Here is a 24,748-nt window from a genome sequence, read left to right as displayed (position 1 = left end):
GCGGTTCATCGTCGTACAAAAGGCTTAACGCGTGATACGCGCCCGTCCACCAATCGTGGCCGCCAGACTGGCCACAAAGGCACCGACCAACAAGGATGCAAATGCCCACAGCGCGAAAGCAGCAGCAGCCTTGCGCGCGGTATCTGCTGCTTCGCGTGCTTGCTGCTCCAACTTCTCGGCTGTTTCCTTGGCTTGCATTTGAACTGAGTCCAGACGTTCCTTGGCCTGTTCAAGCGTCAGACCGGTGCGATTGGCCACCAGGCGCAGCAAGTAATCCTGATCCTGCTGGGACACCTCACCTTCTTTCAGGCTGCGCGCCAGAATGCGGCTGACTTCACGCTCAGGGTTGCCCGTGTGTGCCGATGCGTTGGCAGGGTCAGCCGGACGCAACAAGGCGTCGGTGAAATAGCTCAGACCTGGACCTTGAGCATGATCTTTCCCTGCCTGGCCCACAACCGCCGACGCGGCACCCACTCCGGCCCCAGCCAGATTCGCCCCTGCCTGTGCCGTACCTGACACCACGGAGGCAACGCCCGAGCCCAGCAAGAAAACGCTGACAACCACACTGACAGCCCACACAAGAAAGCCATGCGCCGTATCGCGGAAATGAACTTCGTCGCCATGCACACCGGCCCAGTTAGTACGCAAACGGCCAGTGACATAACCCGCAATGCCATAAGCGACGATCTGTGTGACAAACAACCAAACAATCGTGCCGATAGCCATGGTGGTGCCCGAGGCCCCGTCATTGCCCCAGGGAGAGATCGCCATGAAACCCAGCCCCGTCCCGCCTACCAGCAAGGTAGCCGTCAAGGCTGCGGCGATCACCGCGCCCCCGATGATAGCTCCCCAAGACACCGCGGAATGCGATGACTCTGCGCCGGCGTGCGTACCCAAAGCTGTCTCCGAACCCAATTGTGTTGTAGCCATGATGACTCCTTACTCAAGATTGTGATCGCAAATACCTTAGTGCCAAAACAAGGCCAGCAAAATGATGATAGGAATAGGGACACCTAAAAGCCATAAAAGAATCGATCTCATAACCCCTCCATTAAAATGAAGAAACAAGAGCAAAATCCGGCTAAAACAAAAACAGCACAATCATTCTAGGCAGATAAAAATCGAATGAATTTTAAAAAATGTAAAAAACACTACTGAATCATTGAGCATAATGACGACCCCTTTTTCTTCACGCCAACACGGAAACATGCGTAGGGGGAAAACGGTCAACCGCGTTTTGCTTAGCGCTCACAGAGAAAGGGCAGAAATTTTCAAGCTGAAAAACAATCCGACACAAACGCCAAGCCAAGCCTGATCAAGAACACTGCATACGATCACCACAGTAATTGGCGCTTATTTTTTATTATTTTGAAATAATTAATTACGTAGACGACTTAATAAAATAAACGCAATAAACAATAAAAAAATAGTCATATAAAAAAAAGAAATTTTTATCAAAAAACAAGAATTAAGAAAAACCGCCTTAAAAGAAAAAGAAACAGCGCAAACATGCACGTCCAGCCATGCTGCTCGTACGGTTTCACGGCTCAATCCTGGTCCAGAAACCACAACCGTCCCCCTTCACCCACCTTCATCCCACACTCATCTGCTCTCAAAAGCGACAAAGAAAGCCATAAAACCGTGCATGGATGGGGCAGACTCGGTTATTCTGTTGCCTCCATTCAAGCACGGCCGCTGCGGTAGTTAACCGCGCATCATGCGCCTTTATTCCGGTACTGCCCATGACGGCCTGCATTCACAGAGCCTAGCCTATGAGCGACCTCCAAAGTCTGATCGAGTCAGCGTGGGAACAACGAGCTTCCCTCAGCCCCCAAGAACACAGCATTGAACTGCGCACGGCCATCCACACCGTGATTGAAAAGCTGGATTACGGCTCCCTGCGCGTGGCGGAAAAAATCGACGGACAGTGGCAGGTCAACGACTGGGTCAAGAAAGCGATCCTCCTGTCCTTCAGGATCAACGAGAACCGCGTGATGGCCAGCGAGCCCGCTCCCTTCTACGACAAAGTGCCACTGAAGTTCGAACAGCATGATCAGGCCGCTTTTGCCCAGGCCGGTTTTCGCGCCGTCCCCGGTGCGGTGGTGCGCCAAGGTGCCTACGTCGCTCCAGATGTCGTGCTGATGCCCTCGTTTGTGAACATCGGCGCTTATGTCGGTGAAGGCACCATGGTCGATACCTGGGCCACCGTGGGTTCCTGCGCCCAGATCGGCAAGCATGTTCATCTATCGGGCGGCGTCGGTATTGGCGGGGTATTAGAACCTCTGCAGGCCAGCCCCACTATCATTGAGGACAACTGCTTTATCGGTGCCCGCTCCGAAGTAGTGGAAGGGGTCATCGTGGAAGAGAACTCGGTGCTGGCCATGGGCGTGTTCCTATCGCAGAGCACCAAAATTTACGAGCGCGAAACGGGCAAGATTTATCAAGGCCGCGTCCCTGCAGGTTCGGTGGTGGTCCCTGGTTCCCTGCCTTCGGCCGATGGGCTGTACAGCCTGGCCTGCGCCATCATCGTCAAGCGTGTGGATGCCCGTACCCGCGCCAAGACCAGTATTAATGATTTACTTCGCGCCTGAACATGAGCACTGACTTTTCCGTACTAGATACCCTTAAAGCCCTGATTGCCCGCCCCTCGGTGACCCCCGAGGACGCCCACTGCCAGCAATGGCTGGGCGCCAGGCTGGAGCAAGCGGGCTTTAGCCTGGAACATCTGCCCAGCGGGCCGGTGTCCAACCTATGGGCCCGCCGTGGCACCGAAGCGCCCTTGTTTGTTTTTGCGGGTCACACGGATGTGGTCCCTGCCGGGCCAGAAGCCGCCTGGGACTCGCCCCCGTTTGAACCTACCGTGCGCGATGGACAGCTCTATGGCCGTGGCGCTGCGGATATGAAGGCCTCGATTGCGGCCTTCATCCACGCGGTTGAAGAATTTACCCAGGCCCATCCTGAGCACAAAGGTTCGATTGCCCTGCTACTGACTTCGGATGAAGAAGGCCCAGCAACCGACGGCACCGTGCATGTTTGCCAGGTCCTGAAAGAACGTGGCGAACAACTGGACTATTGCATCGTGGGCGAACCCACTTGTTCACGCCAACTGGGTGACACCATTAAAAATGGCCGTCGTGGCTCCATGTCCGGTCATCTGATCGTAAAGGGTCGCCAGGGCCACGTGGCGTACCCGCAGTTAGCGATCAACCCACTGCATATATTCGCGCCTGCGCTGCACGAGCTGACAGACCGCATGTGGGACGCCGGCAATATCGACTTCCCACCTACCAGCTTTCAGATCTCGAATATCCATGCCGGTACTGGCGCGGGTAATGTGATCCCCGGTCAGTTGGATGTGCATTTCAACTTCCGTTTTTCCACCGAGCAAACCCCTGCCGGCCTACAAGCCGAAGTGGAGTCCATTTTGCGCCGTCATGGTGTGGACTTCCAACTGGAATGGACAGTAAGTGGCGAGCCCTTCCTGACCGAGGCTGGCCCGCTGAGCCAGGCCCTTGCCAAGGCCATCGAAACCGAAACCGGCGTACAAACCGATCTGTCCACGACAGGCGGCACCTCCGATGGTCGCTTTATCGCTAAAATCTGCCCTCAAGTGGTCGAATTTGGCCCGCTCAACGCCAGCATTCATCAAATCAACGAGCACGTTGCGGTTGCTGACCTTGAGCCTCTTAAAAACATTTATCGCCGTACATTGGAATCCCTGCTTTGTTAAGCCCTTGCATCGATCATTCCTCCCTGCTTCAAGCCCAGCAGGAACTGCGCACCGTGCGCGACGTGTTGCGCTGGTCTGTCAGCCAGTTCAACCGCTGTCAGTTGGCCTTTGGCCACGGCAGTGACAATGCCTGGGACGAGGCCGCCTACCTGCTGCTGCACACCCTGCATCTGCCACTGGACACGCTGGACCCGTATCTGGACGCCATCATGCTGGAGTCCGAGCGCGCCGCCTATCTGGCTCTGGTTGCCCGCCGCTGCAACGAGCGCGTGCCCGCCGCCTACCTGACCGGCGAAGCCTGGCTGCAAGGCCATCGCTTCCGCGTCACCACCGACACCATCGTGCCGCGCTCTCCGATCGCGGAATTGCTGGCAGAGCAGCTCCAGCCCTGGATTGCCGACCCAGACGCCATCTACAACGCCTTGGATTTGTGTACCGGCTCAGGCTGCCTGGCTATTTTGACGGCGCTGGCTTTCCCACAAGCGCAAGTCGATGCGGTGGATCTGTCCGATGCCGCGCTAGAAGTGGCGCAGTCGAATATCGATGCTTTTGAGCTGAACGATCGCATGAGCCTATACAAGAGCGATCTGCTGGATCAATTGCCACAAACCGCCTACGACCTGATCATTTGCAACCCACCGTATGTGAATGAGCAGTCCATGCAGAACCTGCCCCAGGAATACCAGCACGAGCCACAACTGGCTTTGGCTGGCGGTGACGACGGCATGGACCTGGTACGTCGCATTCTGGAAGCAGCCCCCAATTTCCTGGCGCCTGAAGGCGTACTGGTATTAGAAATTGGCAATGAGTACGACAATTTCATCGCCGCTTTCCCGGAGCTGGAGCCTATCTGGCTAAGTACGGAAACCGCTGAAGACCAGGTGCTCTTGTTAAGCCGGGAGCAACTGGCTCTGTGATACGCGCAACTGGAATTACGCTGCGTCGCGGCGTCAAAGTCCTGCTGGACAATGCGGATTTTATCGTCAATCCGGGTGAGCGCCTGGGCATTGTGGGCAAGAACGGTGCGGGTAAGTCCTCGCTGTTTGCCTTGCTGCAAGGCGAGCTGGATCTGGACGGGGGTGACCTGAGCATCCCCGAAGTCTGGGAAGTGGCCAGTGTGCGCCAAACCATTCCAGATCGTGACCGCCCTGCCCGCGAATTTGTTATCGACGGCGACGAGCGTCTGCGTGCCTTGCAGGAAAAACGCGCCAACACGCCCGATAGCGATGGCCAGGCCATTGCCGAGCTGGAAAACGCCCTGATCGAAGCCGATGCCTGGTCCGCCCCTTCGCGTGCCGAGCAACTGTTGGCCGGCCTGGGTTTCCGCCCCGATCAGTGGATGCTGCCCGTGCGCGAGTTCTCCGGTGGCTGGCAAATGCGCCTGTCCCTGGCCCGCGCCCTGATGGCCCCTTCTGACCTGCTCTTGCTGGACGAACCCACCAACCACCTGGACTTGGACGCCATGCTCTGGCTGGAGCGCTGGTTGGGTTCCTACCCCGGCACGGTCCTGCTGATTTCGCACGACACCGAGTTTCTCGATGCGGTGGCCCGTTCGATTCTGCACGTGGACCAAGGAAAGTTGGTTCGCTACAAAGGCGGCTACAACGACTTTCTGGTGCAACGTGCCGAGCGCGTCCAACAAAGCCAGATCGCCTACGAGCGCCAAACCCGTGAAGCCGCGCGTCTGCAAAGTTTTATTGACCGCTTCAAGGCCCAGGCCACCAAGGCCAAGCAGGCGCAAAGCCGCGTCAAGGCTTTGGCCCGCATGCAGACCGTAACGCTCTTGCGCGACGACTCAAGCGTTTCCATTCGCCTGCCCTCGCCCGAGTACACCCCCGATCCCTTGCTGACATTGGATCAGGCCGATCTGGGTTACCCCGGTCAGGACAAAGCGATTTTGAGCCAGGTCCGTCTGATGGTGCGCGGTGGTGCCCGTGTGGGGATTTTGGGGATGAACGGCGCAGGTAAATCCACGCTGGTCAAAACCCTGGCTGGCAAGCTGGAACCTATCAAGGGCGAACGCCTGGAATCCAAGGGCCTGGTAATTGGCTACTTTGCCCAGCACCAGTTGGACTCCATTGACCCGGACTCCACACCCCTGCAACATCTGGCGCGTCTGGCTCCGGATGTGCGCGAGCAGGAACTGCGCAATTACCTGGGCTCTTTCGGTTTTAGCGGTGATATGGTCACCAGCCTGACTGCCCCCTTCTCCGGGGGTGAAAAGGCGCGTCTGGCCCTATCCCTGATTGTCTGGCAAAAGCCCAATCTGCTCTTGCTGGACGAACCAACCAACCACTTGGACGTGGATACCCGCGAAGCCCTGGCGGCTGCTTTGGCTGACTACGGTGGCAGCGTACTGCTGGTATCTCACGATCGCCACTTGCTGCGTTCTACCGTTGATTCGTTCTGGATCGTGGCCGATGGTCAGGTTCAGGAGTTTGACGGCGACCTGGAAGACTACCGCGACTGGCTACTGGCCCGCAGCGCACAATCACGCTCGGAAGCTCGCCAGGAAGCGCGTGCTGATACGGGCAATGAAGGCACAGACCGCAAGACGCAACGCCGTCAGGAAGCCGAGCTGCGCCAACGTCAGGCCCAGCAACGCAAGCCCCTGGAAAGCCGCTTGAAGAAAGTGGAGTCGGCCATGGAGAAAGCTCAGCTACGTTTGCAGGAGCTGGATACCTTGATGCAGGACCCCGACTTTTATTCGGACAGCTACAAAGACCAACGGCCCGCCTTGATGACTGAGCATGGTGAACTCACCAAAACACATCAAACGCTGGAAGAAGAATGGCTGGAAATTCAGGAAGCGATGGAAGAAATTGGGCGGCAGGTTTAGGCCCATCAATTCCGTTCTGCTCATGAACTCCTGAAAAAGAAGGCGCCATATCCACCAGGATTGGCGCCTTTTTTAGCTCTTGATGGTCTGTAAAACACGCATTGAGGCTTTACGAGATTGCTGACACCTTGGGGCTGAGACAGGGCTATGGCACAGGTACTCGCAACCTGGCTATGACACCCCACGTCCTACGTTTTGCTGCAGTACGTCATTCACTGCCTGCGTTTAGCTAAGGCGATTCCGACCGCTAAACAGCAACAAGCTCATATCAGCCAAGCTCCTCTCGAAAATTGTATCGACAACTCAGCGTCCTGATTACTTCTTCCCGAAGCTGGTACAGCCCCACTAAGCGCACAGCAGACCCACAAGGGGGTCTTTCACCTATCCCGGCGAATAAAGCACACACGGCGAAAGAACTGCCCGAGCAGGCGGATTAATGGTACAAAGCAGCGCATTCACTTTGAATCATTAATCGGCTTACTCAGGACCCGCACATGCACCTTGCTACACAGGAATTCCCCCGTATCTGGATCTCGAACAGCTCTCCATCCAACTGGAAAGCAGAACTGGAAGCCTTGCTGAATCAAGGACAACGCTTTGTCTTGCTGACCCGCGAGCTGCCCGGTGCAGAGGAAGGTGCGGACAAGGAGGCGTTCTCGCAATGGATCAAGGACAACCGCAGCCGTTTAAGCGTTTCCTGTGCCGCCAGCCTGGTGGTCGTGGACAATGCCTTGATGGCCTTTTCCCTGAATGCCTTTGTCGCCCCCTTGAGCGAAAAACTCGGCTTTCCGGTACGTGTGGTGCATGAGGACGATCTGGACGCACAAGTGACTGCGTTTCTGCAAGCCAAGCCGGAAATGGAAAACAGCTAAGCGGCATGCTCTCACGGACAAGTGCTTATCAGCCGGACACGAAGGGCTCGCTCATTGGCAGGCGACTCTTCTTGTTGGTATTTCACGCATTAAGCACTTTATCTCCACATGCAGCGGTGGTGCAGGCGTACCGATAGACAGAGCTGGCACTGCAACTTTCTACACTCTACACTGTCCATTGTCTTTTCTGATTCTGGCTGTTACCCGTTTGAGTCTCTCCCAACTTTCATCGAACTTGCCTCCAGTACTAGCTGGCCCTATTTTGCGTCGCCTGGATTCCCAGCGTTTAGTCCTGTGGCTGGTCGGCAGTTCAAGCCTGTCACTGGATCTGATCCTGGAGCCAGAAGGTCACCCCGCTCAACGTATCTCGCTAGATGCGGATCAGTGCCGCATCGTGCCGCTTGGCACACACGCCTTTATTCATTTCCTGGATGTAGAACTCACTACCGAGCTGCCCCTGGACACGCTGGTGCATTACGATCTGATCCTCTCGGCCGGCCATGGAGCGGGACAAGGGATTGCGGATTGGGCGCCACATCTATTGCATCAAGATCAGACCAAGCCCAACTTTGTATTGGCCAGCCGCGCTGATAATCTGATGTTTGGCTCCTGCCGCAAACCTCATCACGCCTCACGCGATGGCCTGGCGCAGGCCGACAGGGTCCTGAGTGAACACATCACCGAAGCCAAAGCCCGACCCGCCTTGCTCATGCTGTCCGGCGATCAAGTCTACGCCGACGATGTGGCAGGCCCCATGCTGGCGGCCATTCATTCTCTGATAGCGCGCTTAGGCTTGTATGGAGAGTATCTGGAAGGCGCTGTCGTCTCGGATAGCGAAGCCCTTTACCAGCATCCCGCCAGCTATTACCGGCGCGCGGATTTGCTGCCAGCGTTCAAATCCAACGACGATCTGCGTGAGCGTTTTTTTGGTGGGGTAGAAAAACCAATTTTCACCACCGCGAACGCACACAACCACTTGGTGACACTGGCTGAAGTCTTTGCCATGTACTTGCTGGTTTGGTCCCCCACCCCCTGGCAGATCATTGCCGAGCCAGCGCCCCCTTGCCTGGAACCCAAGCATCAGCAACGTTGGGAGCGTGAAGCCACTGCTCTGCAGGGGTTTCGTCAGGATCTGCCCCAGGCAGCCCGTTTGTTGGCGCACGTGCAAACCTTGATGATTTTTGACGACCATGACATCACTGATGACTGGAATCTGTCGGCCAAATGGGAAAGCGTTGCCTACGGCCATCCTTTTTCACGGCAGATCGTGGGCAATGCCCTGATCGCCTATTTATTATGTCAGGCCTGGGGTAACCGCCCCGAGGTCTTTGAGTCTGTACTGGACACGGTCACCGCCTGGACCCGCTCGCCCGATGAGCATCAACGCCTTGAACATCAGACACAGGATGCAATCATCAAGGAGCTGCTGGAGTTTCGGCAGTGGGACTATGTCCTGCGCACCCAGCCTACGTTGATTGTGCTGGATACACGCACGCGCCGCTGGCATAACCGCCGCCTACCCAGCCGACCTTCTGGACTGATGGACTGGGAGTCCCTGACCGAGCTGCAACACGAGTTGCTGGACGAGCGTGCCGCAGTCATTGTGTCTGCCACGCCCATGTTCGGCGTCAAGCTGATCGAAGTCATTCAAAGCATCTGTACCTACGCGGGCTTTGCCCTGACGGTGGATGCAGAAAACTGGATGGCCCACCGAGGTGCCGCCAACACCATGCTGAACATCTTCAGACATTCACGCACTCCCGGTAACTATGTCATTTTGTCCGGCGATGTGCACTACTCCTTTGTCTACGATGTACAAGTGCGTCATAGCAAACATATTCCACATATCTGGCAAGTCACCAGCAGCGGCATCAAGAACGAATTTCCGGAAAGTTTGCTGAACTGGCTGGATCGGCTGAATCGCTGGCTCTATTCTCCACGATCCCCCCTGAACTGGTTTACGCAACGCCGTGACTTAAGCATCAGCCCACGTCTGCCAGATCAGCGCAAACACGGGGAGCGCGTCTGGAATGGCTCCGGCATTGGGCAGATCTGGCTGGATGAGAAGGGCCGCCCTGCCCGCATCCTGCATCACAACGCCAACAAAAAGCCGCCTACCGAATTTCTACCTCCAGATCAGGAGAAGAAAGGGTAAGGCGGCTAGCGTCTGGCTACTACAGGTATAACTTATTGACCCGCTACAGAGCTGACGTAGGTGGCGATAGCATCACGCTCTTGGTCACTCAGGGTCTGGGCAAAGGACGGCATGGCACCCATGCCTTCTTTCATGACTTTCAGGATCTGCTCCTTGCCTGGCTTGAGCTCATCCAGATCCGGACCGATTGCCCCGGCTGAACCCGCGTCAGCCAAGGTATGACAGACCGCACAGGCAATGGGCTTGGCGCCCGTTAAAAACAGTTCCTTGCCTGGCTCCTGAGCATAAGCCTGGGTACTAAAAACAACGACAGATACTGCAGCAACGAGATATTTCTTCATGATTCGCTTCCATAGCCGCCCCGAGCTGACGGGGCGGATACAACATTCAAGACTTAAACGACAGTGACAGCCAGCATGTGGTCACGCCAGCTATTGTTCAAATAGCCACGGTTATTAGGTACGCGTTCTTCAGGCTGGACCGTGCCTGCTTCGCTGGTTGCCCGACTAGTGATCTCATACTTGCCAGGTTTCAAATCCACGCCCACCACGAACTGGCGCCACGCATATTTGCCCAGATCAGGGCCTACAAAGCTTGCTTTCACCCAGTTCTTGCCACCATCGACGGACACCTCAACCTCTTTGGCGGCCGACATGCCCCCAAAAGCCAAGCCCTGAATCTGTACCTTGCCCGCCTTGAGTTCTTCGCCAGGCTCACCACTAGGGCTGGTCACCCAGGACTTGACGGGCATTTCCCATACCGACTCCTGATTCGGGTTGGATTTTTCACCAACCGGCGCCAGACGATAGCTGTTTTGCTGAATGTTGGCGGCAGACTGTTCCTTGGTAAACGCCAACTGCTTGATGTACTTGACGTTGTTGACGCCGGTGTAACCAGGCACAACTAAGCGCAAGGGACCACCGTGAGCCAATGGGATAGGCTGACCATTAATTTCCCAGGCCAGAATCGCGTCATCAATGGCATCCAAAGGAAGCGAACGCTCCACCATGATGGTGTTCGGGTCCAGTCCCTGAGGAATTTCCTCGCCACCTTGCCCTGTCATGTACTTGGCACCCTCGTCCATCCCACCGACAGCCTCCAGCACAGCCTTGATCGGCACGCCGGTAAAGACCACACAGCCTGCTGCGCCAACCGTCCACTGTGTACCGCTGGGTTTCTCGGGGAAAAAGGCACGGCCATTGCCCGAGCACTGCAGCACCATGGGCACAGCCACCAAGCCCAATCGTTTCAGCTCAGCTACGGTCATGTCTTTAGGATTTTTGACACCCTTGATCGACAGTACCCATGCGTCCGGATCGGCCACGATTTGTTCAGACGGGGGAGTCACGTTATTGCGTACGAACAAGCGGTCCAACGGTGTGATCAGCCCCGAACCAAATGCGCTGCGCTTGGTTTCAATGGTATTGGCACTGTGCACGATCAAGCTGTCGGCATGTTTCCAAGATGCATAGGCGGGCAAGGCTTTAGCCTGCGTTTTTGCCTTTTCCTGCGCCAGTGCGGCTGACAAGGGAGTCAGGCTTGCCGTTCCGGCCAGGGCCATCATCCCGCCCGTGGACAACAGCATGCGCCGGCGTGAAAGATTGCTAGGTTCCATGATCGCCTCCATGTGTATTTGGTATTTGTAATTAATTTAGGCTTCGATTTTATGGCGGCACCATCTTTATAACTAGAATCCATAACCCTTATATATAACGCTCATATAGAGGTTTAGCGACAAATCCTGAAAACGAGAACGCCTGATTAAACATGCGGTTTCCATGCAAGATCGCCTTTTGCCTGAACGGTGAGATCAGGCGTCGTTTTTTCTTGAAAGGTGGCAGCGACAGGCAAGACGGACTACAAAAAATAAACAGTGTGAAAGAAGACGCGTAAGAAAAACTGCAGCCGTCTAAAACTTCCCACGGCATTGGGCAGACCATAAAAAAGCCCCCGGGGGGTCCCGGGGGCCTTCGAACTGCAATTGATTGACTCAGTCTTTGTTTCGTCTTCAGCTAACAGGATCCAGCTTGGCGATGGCCAAGGCCAGAGTCTTGCTACCAACTTCACGGAACTGAATCAAGGCCTGGGCGTCGTCACCCTGCCCCGTCAGATTAACGATGGTGCCGTCACCAAAACGGTTGTGATGCACTCCCTGCCCCACACGGAACGTCTGCCCATTCACTTCCAGCACACTGGTGTGGCTACGACCGCCGTAAGGCTGGGCCGAATAGCTCTTGTCTTTGGACTCCCAGCTTTGACCGCGACGAAATGCCCCCGAGCTAGCCTCGGATTGCATGGGCGGGCTGGTGTAGCGGGCCGACAACCACTTGATATGTTGCTCCGGCAACTCTTCCAGAAAGCGCGAACGCATGGCGTAACGCGTCTGGCCGTGCAACATGCGGCTTTGCGCCAAGGTGATGTATAGACGCTGACGCGCCCGCGTAATCGCCACGTACATCAAGCGACGCTCTTCCTCAATACCGCCCGGATCGAACAAGCTGTTCTCATGCGGGAACAACCCCTCTTCCAGGCCAGTAATGAAAACCGCATCGAACTCCAGACCTTTGGCGGCATGGATCGTCATCAGTTGAATGGCATCCTGGCCTGCCTGGGCCTGATTGTCCCCTGCTTCCAAAGAAGCATGGGTCAGGAAGGAGCCCAACGGCGACATGGGGGCGAGCACAGAGGCAGCCGGCTGATCTGGATTTTGCATGGCCTGCTCGGACTCGCCCGCCACGGCTTCAGGCACTCGACCTGCGGGCAGCTCGGCAAAGCCTTCCTCACCCACAAAAACCGTGGCCGCGTTGACTAACTCCTGCAAGTTTTCCAGGCGTTCGGCACCTTCGCGGTCGGCCTGATAATGGGCCAGCAAGGTACTGTCGTGGACAACGTGCTCAATCAGCTCGGGCAAAGACAAGATCTGCGCCTGGCTGGCCATATCCTGAATCAGGTTCGAGAAACGCATCAAGCTGGCAGCCGCACGCCCTTGCAGATAAGGGATGGCACGCAGCAAACTGGTACCGCGCTCGCGCGCCAAATCGGCCAGTTGCTCTACCGAACGGGCACCAATTCCGCGAGTCGGGAAATTCACGACGCGCAGAAAAGCGGTGTCATCATCCGCGTTGTCCATCAAGCGCAAGTAAGCCAGCACGTGCTTGATTTCCTGACGCTCGAAGAAACGGTGGCCGCCATACACTTTGTAGGGCAAACCTTGGGAAAACAGCCTGTGCTCAATCACTCGGGACTGGGCGTTGCTGCGATACAGAATGGCAATTTCACGACGTGGCTTGCCTTCAGCAATCAGGGCGCGGACTTCATCCACAATCCACTGTGCTTCCAGGGCATCCGAAGCCAGTTCGCTGATGCGTACCAGCTCGCCTTCGCCGCTATCGGTCCACAGATTCTTGCCCAGGCGACCACTATTGTTCTCGATCAGCGCGTTGGCGGAATCCAGAATATGACCGCAGGAACGATAGTTCTGCTCCAGGCGGATCACATTGCCACGGGCATAGTCGCGCTCGAAGTCGGCCATATTGCCCACGTTCGCGCCACGGAAAGCATAGATCGACTGGTCATCGTCGCCCACGGCAAACATACAGGCCTGATCACCGGCCAACAGACGCAACCAGCGATACTGCAGCACGTTGGTGTCCTGGAACTCGTCCACCAGAATGTGTTTGAAGCGGCGCTGATAATGCTCGCGGATTGGTGCATTGCGAGACAGCAGCTCGTAAGCGCGCAGCAGTAGCTCGCCAAAGTCCACCACACCTTCACGTTCGCACTGCTCTTGATAAAGCTGGTAAAGCTCGATCAGGCGGCGGCGGTGAGGGTCATGAGCTTCCAGGTCGCCAGGACGTTGGCCGTCTTCTTTACAGGCGTTGATGAACTTCTGAATTTCCTTGGGCGGAAATTTCTCATCATCCACATTGTTGGCCTTAACCATGCGCTTGATGGAGGCCAACTGATCTGCCGTATCCAGAATCTGGAACGTCTGTACCAGACCGGCATCGCGGTAATGCATGCGCAGCAAGCGATTACACAGGCCGTGAAAGGTCCCGACCCACATTCCACGAGTATCGATAGGCAATAAAGAAGTAAGCCGCGTCAGCATTTCGCGCGCGGCTTTGTTGGTGAAGGTAACAGCGGCCAGTCCGTGAGGGCTGACCTGCCCAGTCTGGATTAACCAGGCCATTCGGGAGGTCAGGACACTGGTTTTTCCGCTACCCGCTCCGGCCAGCACCAGGGCATGGCCAGAGGGGAGAGTAACGGCGGCTCGCTGTTCCGGGTTTAAGCGATCCATCATGCCGCGTAGCGGCGCAGACGCAAGGCGAACTGCTCAAGACTTTCAATACCACTTTGCTGAGCGCGCTGGCACCAGGTGCGCAGGTCAGACAGCAACTGCTCGCTGGAGGCGCTGGAACTTTCCCAGATACCGGCCAGTTCACGCTGCATGCGAACCAGGATGGACAGGCGGGAATCGCCAGCCGCCACGGTTTCCAGTTCAGCACGCTGCTCGGGAGCCAGAACGTCATCGCCACGGCCAATCCAGTCGTTGCAGCTCTCCAACAGGGACCAGGAGCAATTTGGGTTGTCTTTGTTCACCTGTGGCTTCAAACGAGCAATTTCTTCCGAGGCCGTGGTTTTGATGATGTCCGCATAGCGGGCCAGAATTTCGTAGCGGTGCGTAATGACGCCTTGCAAGGTTGCCAAACTGATGCCGTCGATTGGGGCATTAGAAGGCACACTAGGTTCCAGACGCAGCTTGGGAGCAACCTTCTTGACCTTGGCCAGACCCAATGCCTTGAACACCGAGATATAGCACCAGCCCAAGTCAAATTCGTACCATTTGCTGGAGAACTTGGCGGACGTACCGTAAGCGTGGTGGTTGTTGTGCAGCTCCTCACCACCAATGATGATGCCCCAAGGGAATACGTTGGTGCTGGTATCAGGGCTGGCAAAGTTGCGGTAACCGATCGCATGACCCAGACCGTTGACCACACCGGCGGCCCAGAAAGGAATCCAGGCCATCTGGATAGCCCAGACCGTCAGGCCCAGCAGACCGAACAGGAACAGATCAATACCCAGCATGATGGTAATACCCAACATGCTGTACTTGGTGTACAGGTTGCGCTCGAGCCAGTCATCGGGAGTACCGTGACCGAAACGCTTCAAAGTTTCGGGGTTAGTGGCTTCCTGGCGGTACAGTTCTGCACCACGGAAGAACACCTGGCCCAGACCAAAGACCACGGGGGAATGGGGATCGCCTTCGCGTTCACATTTGGCGTGGTGCTTGCGGTGAATCGCAACCCATTCTTTGGTGACCATACCGGTGGTCATCCAGAGCCAGAAACGGAAGAAATGCATCAGCGCCGGGTGCAGGTCTAGCCCGCGGTGCGCCTGACTACGGTGAAGAAATACGGTAACTGACACAATAGTGACATGAGTCACCGCCAGAATGACAAGAGTAAGCTGCCACCAAGACAGTTGCAGCCATCCGTCAGCAAGAAAAGAAAGAAACGATTGCATAGACCCTTTTAGACCTGATCTTTGTTAAGGGAAACCGGAAAAGTGTAGCCCACCTAACCAGTTAACAATAACATTATTTAAGGACGAACTTGCTTTAAATCAAGCACTTTCCGTGATTCGTTCAAGTGCCGCACCAAAGAAACAGTCTGTCTGGTGACGGTCCGTGCGCAGATTCAAATAAGGCCCCTCTAGCGCAAGGGCTGGACATTTGTCCTTCAAGATTTCCCGGGCATCCAGCAGTCGGAACTCGGGGTGTTTGTCCAAGAATGCCTGCACTTGTTGCTCGTTTTCTTCGGGTAAAAAGCTACATGTTGCATAAACCAAACGGCCTCCTGGTGCGACACACGCCGCAGCCTGCTCCAGAATGTCGGCCTGCATCTGAGTGTACTGCTCCAGAGCTTGTGGATGTTGACGCCACTTAAGATCAGGATTTCGACGTAAAGTTCCCAATCCGCTGCAAGGCGCGTCCACCAATACACGCTGTGCCTTGCCATGCAGGCGGCGAACACGCTGGTCGCCCGATTCCTGTATGACAACAGGCACCACATTGGACAGGCCGGCACGTGCAAAGCGCGGCTTGGCCTTGTTCAAACGGCTTGCCGATACGTCAAAGGCGTACAAACGGCCTGTAGAGCGCATCAAGGCGCCCAGCAGCAAGGACTTGCCACCGGCACCAGCGCAGTAGTCAATCACCATCTCGCCACGACGAGGCTCCAGCAAGGCGGTCAGCAATTGGCTGCCCTCTTCCTGAATTTCCAGCTCGCCTTTCTCATACTGTGGCCATACCGCGACAGATGGGCGGCCTTCAATACGGATACCCCAGGGTGAAAACGGCATGGCAACCGGTTTGAAGCGGGCCATGGGGCCATTTTGCAACTGGCGCAATACCGTATCGCGCTCGGCTTTCATGGGGTTGACGCGCAGATCCAGCAAGGCCTGCTCGTTCATGGCGGCCATCAGCTTGTAGGAATCCGGGATCTCTTTCAGACGCTCTTCCAGCCACTCGGGCAGACTCAGGCGTACGCCAACCGGCAGACCGTCCACGTTCAGGGCACGGATATGGCCCAGCCACTGGCGCTCTTCTTCCGTCAACCCCAAAGACAGGGATTCCTGACCGATTGCGGTAGACAGGCCCAGAATCGCCAGACGACGGGTGGATGGGCCTACGCCGCTTTCCGCCCAGTTACGGTACTGACGCAAGTGGCGCAGCACATCGAACACGGCCTCGCGAATCTCGGCACGGTCACGCGAGCCCATTTTGGGGCGGGTACGCGCCCAGCGCGTCAAAGCCAGGTCGGCAGGATGCTTCCACTGCAAAACTTCACCCAGGGCGCTGGAGACCTGCTCCAGACGGCGCTGCGCCATCGCTCCCGGCTCGGGCGGACCCGAGGGTTTGTCGCGGCGTGCTGCATAAGGGCGACCACGCGCTCCGGACTCGTTACGTTGGGTAGACGAGGACGGGCGCTTGCGGTCCGAGCGGCCGCGGGATTGTTGGTGATCAGACATGAATATTCAAAAATTCCAAATAGCCCGCTCAATCAGGCGGGAAAATAAAAGCCGCGATGCGCAAGTCCGGCAACCTCGACACGGCCATCAGCCTGTAAACGCACTCGCCCCTCGATCAGCCAGCGGACGGCCTCGGTATAGACGTGGTGTTCGGTTGCCAAAACGCGCTCTGCCAGGGTTTGTGCATCATCGTCGTGCAAGACGGGCACGATACTTTGGGCAAGGATGGGACCATCATCGAGCACAGGGGTCACAAAGTGCACCGAGCAGCCATGAAACTGCACGCCCGCGTCAAGTGCCTGTTGATGGGTATTCAAACCGGGAAAGCTAGGAAGCAAGGATGGGTGTATATTGATGAGCTTGCCTGCATAGTGCTGAACAAAATCGGTGCTCAGGATGCGCATGAATCCCGCAAGTAGAACATAATCTGGCTGGTAGCGGTCAATCACGCGTGCCAAAGCCTGATCAAAGGCTTCACGTGTTGCAAATTCGCGATGCGAAACCGTCTCGGTAGGCAGCCCTTGACGCTGCGCCCATTCCAGTCCGGGCGCATCGCCCTTGTTAGAGATGACCGCCTCAATACGGCCATTTAAGCCCGCTGTCTTGATCAGTTCGCCAATGGCCTGCAAGTTGGAGCCCCGGCCTGAAATAAGCACAACAAGGCGACAAGGTAGGGTGGAATCGGTCAAAATCCTGTTTCCCGAGAAATAACGAATCCAAAATTGTAAACTCTCGCTTGTGAAATCTGATCTAAAACTCTATCGCTCTCTGCCACGGCGCAACAGCACGGCCCGCAGCGCTGTCACCATTGGCAATTTTGACGGGGTCCATCTGGGCCATCAGGCCATCTTGCACCGCGTCAATGAAGTGGCGCGCCAGCAGGACCTGAGCTCCTGTGTGATGACCTTTACGCCCCACCCGCGTGCCTTTTTTGCGCAGCGTGGCCAACGGCCCGAACTGATTCCCACGCAGATCAGCGGCCTGCGCGACAAGGTCGAAGCCCTGCACCAATGCGGCATTGAACAAATTTATCTGGCCCGCTTCAATCAGGCCATGGCCGATATGTCGGCCGCCACCTTCATTGACGAGATTCTGGTCCAGGGCCTGAACACCGGCTGGTTGCTGGTGGGCGAGGATTTCCGCTACGGCCACAAACGTGCCGGCGACATTGAAATGTTGCGCCAAGCGGGCAAACGCCATGGCTTTAGCGTCGAGACCTTGCACGATGTGGCCGATGCCGATGGCCGCCGCATCTCCAGCTCGGAAGTGCGCACCGCCCTGGCCGTGGGCCAACTGGACCGTGCCCGTGCTCTGCTGGGCAAACCCTTTCATATTAGCGGCCATGTCATTCATGGCCAGAAACTGGGCCGGGACATTGGCTACCCGACCTTGAACGTGCGCGTTCCCGAACACTGTGCCGCCCGCTCCGGCGTGTACGTGGTCCGGGTTCACGGACTGACCGGACAGGCTCTGCCCGGCATTGCCTCCTTGGGGGTACGCCCAACCGTCATCGACCAGGGACGGCTGCTGTTAGAGGTGCATTTACTGGACCAACGCCTGGATGCTTACGGTAAACTTGCCCGTATAGAATTTCTGGAATTTGTCAGGGACGAAGAAAAATTCCCGGACCTCATCACAATGATCGCCGCCATCGACAACGATGCACAACGCGCTCGCGACTACTTTGCTTCAAATGGACTATAAAAACTCTCTCAATTTGCCCGACACTCCCTTTCCCATGCGTGGTGACCTCGCCAAACGTGAGCCGGGCTGGATTAGCCAGTGGGAAGAAAACAAAGTCTATGCAGCAATTCGACAAGCCAGTGCCGGTCGTCCCAAATTTATTTTGCACGACGGCCCTCCCTATGCGAACGGCGACATTCACATTGGTCACGCGGTCAACAAGGTTCTGAAAGACATCATTGTCAAAAGCCGCAATATGGCCGGCTTTGACGCGCAGTACGTGCCCGGCTGGGACTGCCACGGCATGCCTATTGAAGTCCAGATCGAAAAGAAATACGGCAAGAACCTGCCTGTGGCTGAAGTTCAGGCCAAGGCGCGCGCCTACGCTCTGGAACAGATCGACAGCCAACGCAAGGACTTCAAGCGTCTGGGCGTGCTGGCCGACTGGGACCTGCCTTACCTGACCATGAACTTCAGCAACGAAGCCGACGAACTGCGCGTGCTGTCCAAGATCATGCAAAAAGGGTTTGTGTTCCGTGGCCTGAAACCCGTGAACTGGTGTTTTGACTGTGGTTCCGCCCTGGCAGAAGCCGAGGTTGAATACGCGGATCGCACCGACCCGTCCGTGCACGTGGCCTTCCCCTTCGCCCAGAAAGACAGGCTGGCAGCCGCCTTTGGCGTGGACAGCGTGGACGATGGCGCCATCGTCATCTGGACCACCACCCCCTGGACCATCCCTGCCAACCAGGCGCTGAACGTACATCCTGAAATCAGCTACGCTCTGGTCAAACTGGACAGCCCACGTGCTACCGGCTCCATGCTGATCGTGGCCGAAGATCTGGTGAAGTCCTGCCTGGAACAATGGGGCCTGAGCGGCCAGGTTGTAGCCACCGCCACTGGTGAAGCCCTGAACCTGATCGAATTCAATCACCCTCTGGCCCACGTGGACGCAGGCTACCAACGCCGCTCCCCTGTGTATCTGGGCGACTACGTCACCCTGGACAGCGGTACCGGTGTGGTGCACTCCGCCCCTGCCTACGGTATTGAAGACTTTATCTCCTGCAAAGCCCACGGCATGAAGGACGACGATATGCTCACGCCCGTGATGGGCAATGGGCATTACGCCGAGAATCTGCCCCTGTTTGGCGGCCAGATGATCTGGAAGGCCAACCCGCAAATCGTGGAAGCCTTGCAGAACGCCGGTACTTTGCTGAAAACCGAACAGCACCCGCACAGCTACATGCACTGCTGGCGTCACAAGACGCCCATCATCTACCGTGCCACCAGCCAATGGTTTGCCGGCATGGACAAGGAAAACAACAGCGGTCGTACCTTGCGTGAAATGGCTCTGGAAGCCATTGATAACACCGAGTTCTACCCCTCCTGGGGTCGTGCCCGCCTGCACGCCATGATCGCCAACCGCCCTGACTGGACCTTGTCGCGTCAGCGTCAATGGGGTGTGCCCATGGCTTTCTTTGTGCACAAGGAAACGGGTGAACTGCACCCCCGCACGCCCGAGCTGATGGAACAAGTAGCTGAGCGCATCGAAAAGAGCGGTATCGAAGCCTGGCAAAACCTGGACCCACGCGACCTGCTGGGTGACGAGGCCGACCTGTACGAGAAAAACCGCGACACACTGGACGTATGGTTTGACTCGGGTACCACGCACGCCACCGTGCTGGGCGGCAAGGATCACACTACCCACGGCTCGCACGCTGACAAACTGCAATGGCCTGCCGACCTGTACCTGGAAGGCTCGGACCAGCACCGTGGCTGGTTCCACTCGTCTCTGCTGACTGGCTGCATGCTGTATGGCCGCGCACCCTACAAAGCCCTGCTGACCCACGGCTTCGTGGTGGACGGCAATGGCCGCAAGATGAGCAAATCGCTGGGCAATATCATCAAGCCGCAAGAAATTGCCGACAAGATGGGGGCCGAGATCATGCGCCTGTGGGCCGCCTCTACTGATTACTCGGGCGAGCTGTCCATCTCCGACGAAATTCTGAAGCGTGTTGTGGAAGGCTACCGCCGTATCCGCAATACCTTGAAGTTCCTGCTGGGCAACCTGGCCGACTTCGACGTCACCCAACATGCTGTACCTGTTGATCAACTGACCGAAATCGACCGCTACGCCCTGCAAATGACCGCCGACATGCAGGCCGAGTTGCTGGAGAACTACAAGCGCTACGAGTTCCACCCCATCGTGGCTCGCTTGCAGACCTTCTGCTCCGAAGACCTGGGCGCGTTCTACCTGGATATTCTGAAAGACCGTCTCTACACCACCGCCAAAGATGGTCTGCCTCGTCGCTCGGCTCAAACAGCGCTGTATCACCTGACGCAGACCCTGCTCAAGCTGATGGCTCCTATCCTGTCCTTCACGGCAGAAGAAGCCTGGCGCGACTTGCACGGTGGTTCGGTTCCTAGCGGCACCATCTTCACCGAGCTGTTCCATACCCTGCCCGAGCAAGGCGAACAGTCTGCACTGAGCGCCAAGTGGCAACGCTTGCGCGCCATCCGTGCCGACGTGATGCGCCGCATTGAAGATGTCCGTAGCACCGGCGCCATCGGCTCCTCCCTGGCTGCCGAGATCGACATCTACGCCAAGGGCCAGGATCTGGAATTCCTGCAGTCCCTGGGCGAAGATCTGCGCTTCATGCTGATCGTCTCGCGTGCCGACGTGCACGCTGGCGAAGGCGATGTGCGCATCGACGTTACGCCTACCGAACAGGCCAAGTGCGAGCGTTGCTGGCACCACCGCCCAGATGTGGGCCAGAGCGCCGCGCACCCCACCCTATGTGGTCGTTGCGAGGACAATCTGTTTGGCCAAGGCGAAGTGCGTCACCATGCCTGATAAGGACATGGCCCCTTCTCCCGGCCAGGCCCGACTGCCCTCGCGGCAGTTCTGGGCCTGGATTGGTCTGGCCGCCTTTATTGTCGGTCTGGACCAATGGACCAAACAGTATTTCGACACCAACCTGTTCTATCAGGAACGTTGGAATATCCTGCCCTTTTTTGATTTCACCCTGGTCTACAATCCCGGCGCCGCTTTCAGCTTCCTGGCCGGTGGCCAGGGTTGGCAACGCTGGTTCTTTGTCGGCATTGCCGCTGTCGCTACCGTCTTTATCGTGACCATGCTGCGCCGCTCGGCCAAACAGCCCTTGTTTTGCCTGTCACTTAGCCTGATTCTGGGCGGTGCCATTGGCAACGTGGTCGATCGCCTGATGCACGGCCACGTGGTGGATTTTTTGCTGTTCTACTGGAATCAATCCTACTTTCCGGCTTTCAATATTGCCGACGTCGCCATCAGTTGCGGCGCTGCCTTGTTAGTGCTGGACGAGTTCATGCGCATGCGCCGCAACAAACGACAGCGCTCCTGAGTCTGTAAGGATCATGTCCTATGCTTAGCAATAAAAAACTGGTGTTTGGCATCACCGGCGGCATCGCTGCCTATAAAACTGCCGAGCTTTTGCGTCGCAGCCAGGACCTGGGTGCCCGGATTGACGTGGTCATGACCGAATCGGCCACGCGCTTTATCAGCCCGGTCACCTTTCAGGCCTTGTCGGGCCGTACTGTCTACACCGACCTGTGGGATGCGCGTGTTCCCAACAATATGGCCCACATCCAACTGAGCCGGGATGCCGACGCCATCTTGATCGCCCCCGCCAGCACCAACTTCATGGCTAAGCTGGCCAACGGTCTGGCCGACGACTTGCTCAGCACCTTATGCGTGGCCCGTGGACACTGCCCCCTGCTGATCGCCCCGGCCATGAATCGGGAAATGTGGCTACATCCAGCGACCCAACGCAACGTCGAGCAATTACGCCGCGACGGCGTGCATATTCTGGGCCCCGGCAGCGGCGACCAGGCCTGTGGTGAAACCGGCGACGGTCGCATGCTGGAACCGGCCCAACTGCTGGCTGAACTGACCGCCTTCTTCCAGCCCAAGCTGCTGGCCGGTAAACGAGTTCTGATCACCGCTGGCCCGACCAGCGAGCCTATCGACCCAATCCGCGTCATCAGTAACCGATCCTCCGGTAAGATGGGTTACGCCATTGCCCGTGCGGCTCAGGAAGCCGGCGCACACGTCACGCTGGTGTCCGGCCCGGTAGCATTGGAAGCGCCCTACCAGGTACGTCGCATCAATGTAGAAACCGCCCGTCAGATGCACGCCAGCGTCATGTCCCAAGTAAATGATGCCGATATCTTCATCAGCGTTGCCGCGGTAGCAGACTGGTACGTCAGCAATGCCAGCGACATCAAGATCAAAAAGACCTCCGAACAAGCCACGCCAGACCTGCAATTCAGCCCCAACCCCGACATTTTGGCCGAAGTTGCCGCACTGAAGAACGGTCCTTTCTGTGTCGGCTTTGCCGCCGAGACCGACAACTTGATCGAGCACGCTCAAGCCAAACGTCAACGCAAGAATGTTCCCTTGCTGGTTGCCAACCTGGCCCAGCGCGCCATGAACGCCGATGACACCGAGCTGGTGTTGTTCGACGAGCAAGGCCATATGCACTGGCCTGCCCAGGATAAACTGCTGGCGGCGCGCCAACTGGTTCAAGATATCGCCCAGCGGCTTTAAACTCTTTTCTCTTTTATGATGACGGGCAGCGCTAAAGCAGGTGCGCTGCCTCTCTTTTTTTCAGGATACCGTCTATGCACCGCCGTATTGAAGCTCGCATCGTCAATGACTTGTTGGGCACCACTATTGAAGCCCCCAGCTATGCCACAGACGGCTCGGCCGCCATGGACCTGCGCGCCTGCCTGAGCGAAGCCGTTACCCTGCCCGCAGGCGGCCGTACGCTGGTTAAAACCGGCCTGGCCATCAATATGATGGACCCTGGTCTGGTGGCCATCGTCGCCTCGCGCTCCGGCCTGTCGCTAAAGCACGGCGTGCGTGTTGCCCAAGGCATTGGCGTCATTGATGCCGACTACCACGGCGAAATCGGCGTGATTCTGGCCAACGACAGCGACCAGGATTATGTGATCCAGCCCGGCGAGCGTATCGCCCAATTGATGTTCCAACCCGTGGTGCAAGTAGCACTGCAATTTGTGAACGAGTTCTCTACCGAGACCGAGCGCGGTGCAGGTGGCTTTGGTAGCACGGGCAAAAACTAGGCAGTAAAGCCGGAGAAGGACGCGATGCAGAACGCCTTGGCACACAAGCATCGCTCCTATAACCCTGACACTGTGTTTTAAAAACGTAGCAACGCCACGATTCAGACTTACCCAGGCCAATTTCGGACTTCAATGCGCTCTTCAAAAACAGGTAATTCCAAGGCTGAATTACCCACTTCCAACAAAACAGCGGCCCAGCTCCACCCGCGCAACCACCATCAGGGCCGCTACGACTTTGACGCTCTGATCAAAGAAACGCCCGAACTGGCCGCTTTCGTTTTCTTGAATCCGTACGGTGATCAGAGTATCAACTTCGCTGATCCGAATGCCGTCAAAGCCCTGAATCGTGCCCTGCTCAAGAGCTTTTACGGCATAGCACATTGGGATATTCCGGCCAATTACCTGTGCCCTCCCATTCCGGGTCGAGCCGATTACGTGCACTACCTGGCCGATCTGCTGGCTAACAGCAATAAGGGGGCCATTCCTAATGGTGAGGCAGTACGTGTCCTGGATATTGGCGTAGGTGCAAATGCCATCTACCCGTTGATCGGCCATGCCGACTATGGCTGGCAGTTTCTAGGCTCGGACATCTCGGCTGATGCACTGACATCAGCACGAAGCATTATTCATGGGAATCCTGGTTTATCGGCTGCAATCAAGCTACGCCAACAAAAATCGCCCAGACATATTTTCAAGGGTTTGCTGGGCACAAACGATTACTTTGACCTGACGCTGTGCAATCCACCCTTCCATTCCTCGCAGGAAGAAGCGGTAAGCAGCAGTCAACGTAAATGGCGTGGCTTAGGCAAGGCTGCACCTAAGCACAATGCTCCTGTATTGAACTTTGGTGGGCAGAATACGGAGCTATGGTGCGAAGGCGGCGAGGCGCTTTTTATCCGCCGCATGATAGAAGAAAGCGTGACCGTAGGCGGGCAAGTGCTTTGGTTCAGTACCTTGGTGTCCAAAGCATCGAATGTACCCAGTGTGTTGAATGCCTTAAAGAAGGCCAAGGCGGTTAAGGTCAAAACCGTAGAAATGACACAGGGCCATAAGCAAAGCCGCTTCGTAGCTTGGACTTTTCTTGATGCGGAAGAACAAGAGGCTTGGCGCAAGGAGCGTTGGAAGTAGACTTACCTCAAATGTTTAGCGAAACAGAAGGTGAATAAATAGCTCTTTCCGCGCTAAAGGTGATGAGTAAAAACAGGTTTGACGGGTGTAAATCGCTGAAGATGTCGGCTCACGGCTAGGAGTAGCCATCTCAAGATGGCTATGGGCACTACACAGCACCTGAGGGTGGAAGACCCCCGTAGACGGAAAGG

At 56.6% G+C, this 24,748-nt stretch carries 19 protein-coding genes; 12 read left to right on the top strand and 7 right to left on the bottom strand.

The features are described 5' to 3' along the window. Positions 1–24 precede the first annotated feature (24 nt). A complete protein-coding gene (locus AB7E06_RS10510) occupies positions 25–930 on the bottom strand; it encodes a hypothetical protein (RefSeq protein ID WP_230018574.1) in 906 nt (301 codons plus the stop codon). A gap of 842 nt (positions 931–1,772) precedes the next feature. Here AB7E06_RS10510 and dapD point away from each other — a divergent pair. The 6 genes from dapD (at position 1,773) to AB7E06_RS10480 (ending at position 9,596) form a co-directional block, all read left to right on the top strand. Beyond that, positions 1,773–2,591, top strand: a complete 819-nt coding sequence (dapD, locus tag AB7E06_RS10505; protein ID WP_427956851.1) for a 2,3,4,5-tetrahydropyridine-2,6-dicarboxylate N-succinyltransferase — start codon at positions 1,773–1,775, stop codon at positions 2,589–2,591. Positions 2,592–2,593: 2 nt separating this feature from the next. After that, positions 2,594–3,730, top strand: a complete 1,137-nt coding sequence (gene dapE, locus AB7E06_RS10500; protein WP_427956848.1) for a succinyl-diaminopimelate desuccinylase — start codon at positions 2,594–2,596, stop codon at positions 3,728–3,730. Beyond that, positions 3,724–4,647, top strand: coding sequence for a 50S ribosomal protein L3 N(5)-glutamine methyltransferase (prmB, locus tag AB7E06_RS10495; protein ID WP_427956845.1), 924 nt, complete (start codon positions 3,724–3,726; stop codon positions 4,645–4,647). The genes dapE and prmB overlap by 7 nt, the downstream gene beginning before the upstream one ends. Continuing rightward, complete coding sequence (locus tag AB7E06_RS10490) at positions 4,644–6,569, top strand: ABC-F family ATP-binding cassette domain-containing protein (RefSeq protein WP_094196405.1); 1,926 nt, start codon at positions 4,644–4,646, stop codon at positions 6,567–6,569. Before prmB ends, AB7E06_RS10490 begins: the two co-directional genes overlap by 4 nt. A gap of 494 nt (positions 6,570–7,063) precedes the next feature. Beyond that, entirely contained in the window at positions 7,064–7,441 is a 378-nt protein-coding gene (locus tag AB7E06_RS10485) for a hypothetical protein (protein ID WP_230018577.1), read from the top strand. Between the two features lie 235 nt (positions 7,442–7,676). Then, positions 7,677–9,596: an alkaline phosphatase family protein gene (locus tag AB7E06_RS10480; protein WP_427956840.1), complete on the top strand. Its 1,920-nt coding sequence runs from the start codon at positions 7,677–7,679 to the stop codon at positions 9,594–9,596. A gap of 32 nt (positions 9,597–9,628) precedes the next feature. Here AB7E06_RS10480 and AB7E06_RS10475 read toward each other — a convergent pair whose 3' ends face one another. From AB7E06_RS10475 to purN, 6 genes are all read right to left on the bottom strand, one after another. After that, a complete protein-coding gene (locus AB7E06_RS10475) occupies positions 9,629–9,937 on the bottom strand; it encodes a c-type cytochrome (protein WP_094196403.1) in 309 nt (102 codons plus the stop codon). Between the two features lie 53 nt (positions 9,938–9,990). Further along, entirely contained in the window at positions 9,991–11,211 is a 1,221-nt protein-coding gene (locus AB7E06_RS10470) for a sulfite oxidase (RefSeq protein WP_094196402.1), read from the bottom strand. Between the two features lie 393 nt (positions 11,212–11,604). After that, entirely contained in the window at positions 11,605–13,899 is a 2,295-nt protein-coding gene (locus AB7E06_RS10465) for a UvrD-helicase domain-containing protein (RefSeq protein ID WP_094196401.1), read from the bottom strand. After that, positions 13,896–15,122 (bottom strand): DesA family fatty acid desaturase, encoded by a 1,227-nt coding sequence (locus AB7E06_RS10460; RefSeq protein ID WP_094196400.1) that lies wholly within the window; start codon positions 15,120–15,122, stop codon positions 13,896–13,898. The genes AB7E06_RS10465 and AB7E06_RS10460 overlap by 4 nt, the downstream gene beginning before the upstream one ends. Before the next feature lie 99 nt (positions 15,123–15,221). After that, positions 15,222–16,487: an RsmB/NOP family class I SAM-dependent RNA methyltransferase gene (locus AB7E06_RS10455; RefSeq protein ID WP_230018809.1), complete on the bottom strand. Its 1,266-nt coding sequence runs from the start codon at positions 16,485–16,487 to the stop codon at positions 15,222–15,224. Positions 16,488–16,660: 173 nt separating this feature from the next. Next, complete coding sequence (gene purN / locus AB7E06_RS10450) at positions 16,661–17,317, bottom strand: phosphoribosylglycinamide formyltransferase (RefSeq protein ID WP_094196398.1); 657 nt, start codon at positions 17,315–17,317, stop codon at positions 16,661–16,663. Positions 17,318–17,366: 49 nt separating this feature from the next. On the opposite strand from purN, the gene AB7E06_RS10445 reads away from it, so the two are divergent. The 6 genes from AB7E06_RS10445 (at position 17,367) to rlmF (ending at position 24,557) form a co-directional block, all read left to right on the top strand. Then, the gene (locus AB7E06_RS10445) at positions 17,367–18,332 is read left to right on the top strand and encodes a bifunctional riboflavin kinase/FAD synthetase (protein WP_094196397.1); all 966 of its coding nucleotides are present in this window, start codon (positions 17,367–17,369) and stop codon (positions 18,330–18,332) included. Beyond that, positions 18,322–21,162, top strand: a complete 2,841-nt coding sequence (ileS, locus tag AB7E06_RS10440) for an isoleucine--tRNA ligase (RefSeq protein ID WP_427956832.1) — start codon at positions 18,322–18,324, stop codon at positions 21,160–21,162. The genes AB7E06_RS10445 and ileS overlap by 11 nt, the downstream gene beginning before the upstream one ends. After that, positions 21,155–21,688, top strand: a complete 534-nt coding sequence (gene lspA, locus AB7E06_RS10435) for a signal peptidase II (RefSeq protein ID WP_094196395.1) — start codon at positions 21,155–21,157, stop codon at positions 21,686–21,688. Before ileS ends, lspA begins: the two co-directional genes overlap by 8 nt. A 20-nt stretch (positions 21,689–21,708) precedes the next feature. After that, a complete protein-coding gene (coaBC, locus tag AB7E06_RS10430) occupies positions 21,709–22,893 on the top strand; it encodes a bifunctional phosphopantothenoylcysteine decarboxylase/phosphopantothenate--cysteine ligase CoaBC (protein WP_427956829.1) in 1,185 nt (394 codons plus the stop codon). Between the two features lie 74 nt (positions 22,894–22,967). Then, on the top strand, positions 22,968–23,429 hold the full coding sequence (gene dut, locus AB7E06_RS10425) for a dUTP diphosphatase (RefSeq protein ID WP_123049011.1): 462 nt from the start codon (positions 22,968–22,970) through the stop codon (positions 23,427–23,429). Positions 23,430–23,561: 132 nt separating this feature from the next. After that, on the top strand, positions 23,562–24,557 hold the full coding sequence (gene rlmF, locus AB7E06_RS10420) for a 23S rRNA (adenine(1618)-N(6))-methyltransferase RlmF (RefSeq protein ID WP_427956825.1): 996 nt from the start codon (positions 23,562–23,564) through the stop codon (positions 24,555–24,557). Positions 24,558–24,748: the final 191 nt, after the last annotated feature.

It is taken from the genome of Alcaligenes sp., assembly GCF_050255915.1.
Taxonomy (GTDB): domain Bacteria; phylum Pseudomonadota; class Gammaproteobacteria; order Burkholderiales; family Burkholderiaceae_B; genus Alcaligenes; species Alcaligenes aquatilis.
The sequence above is the reverse complement of the archived record's forward strand: the minus strand, read 5'-3'. Positions and strand labels throughout refer to the sequence as shown.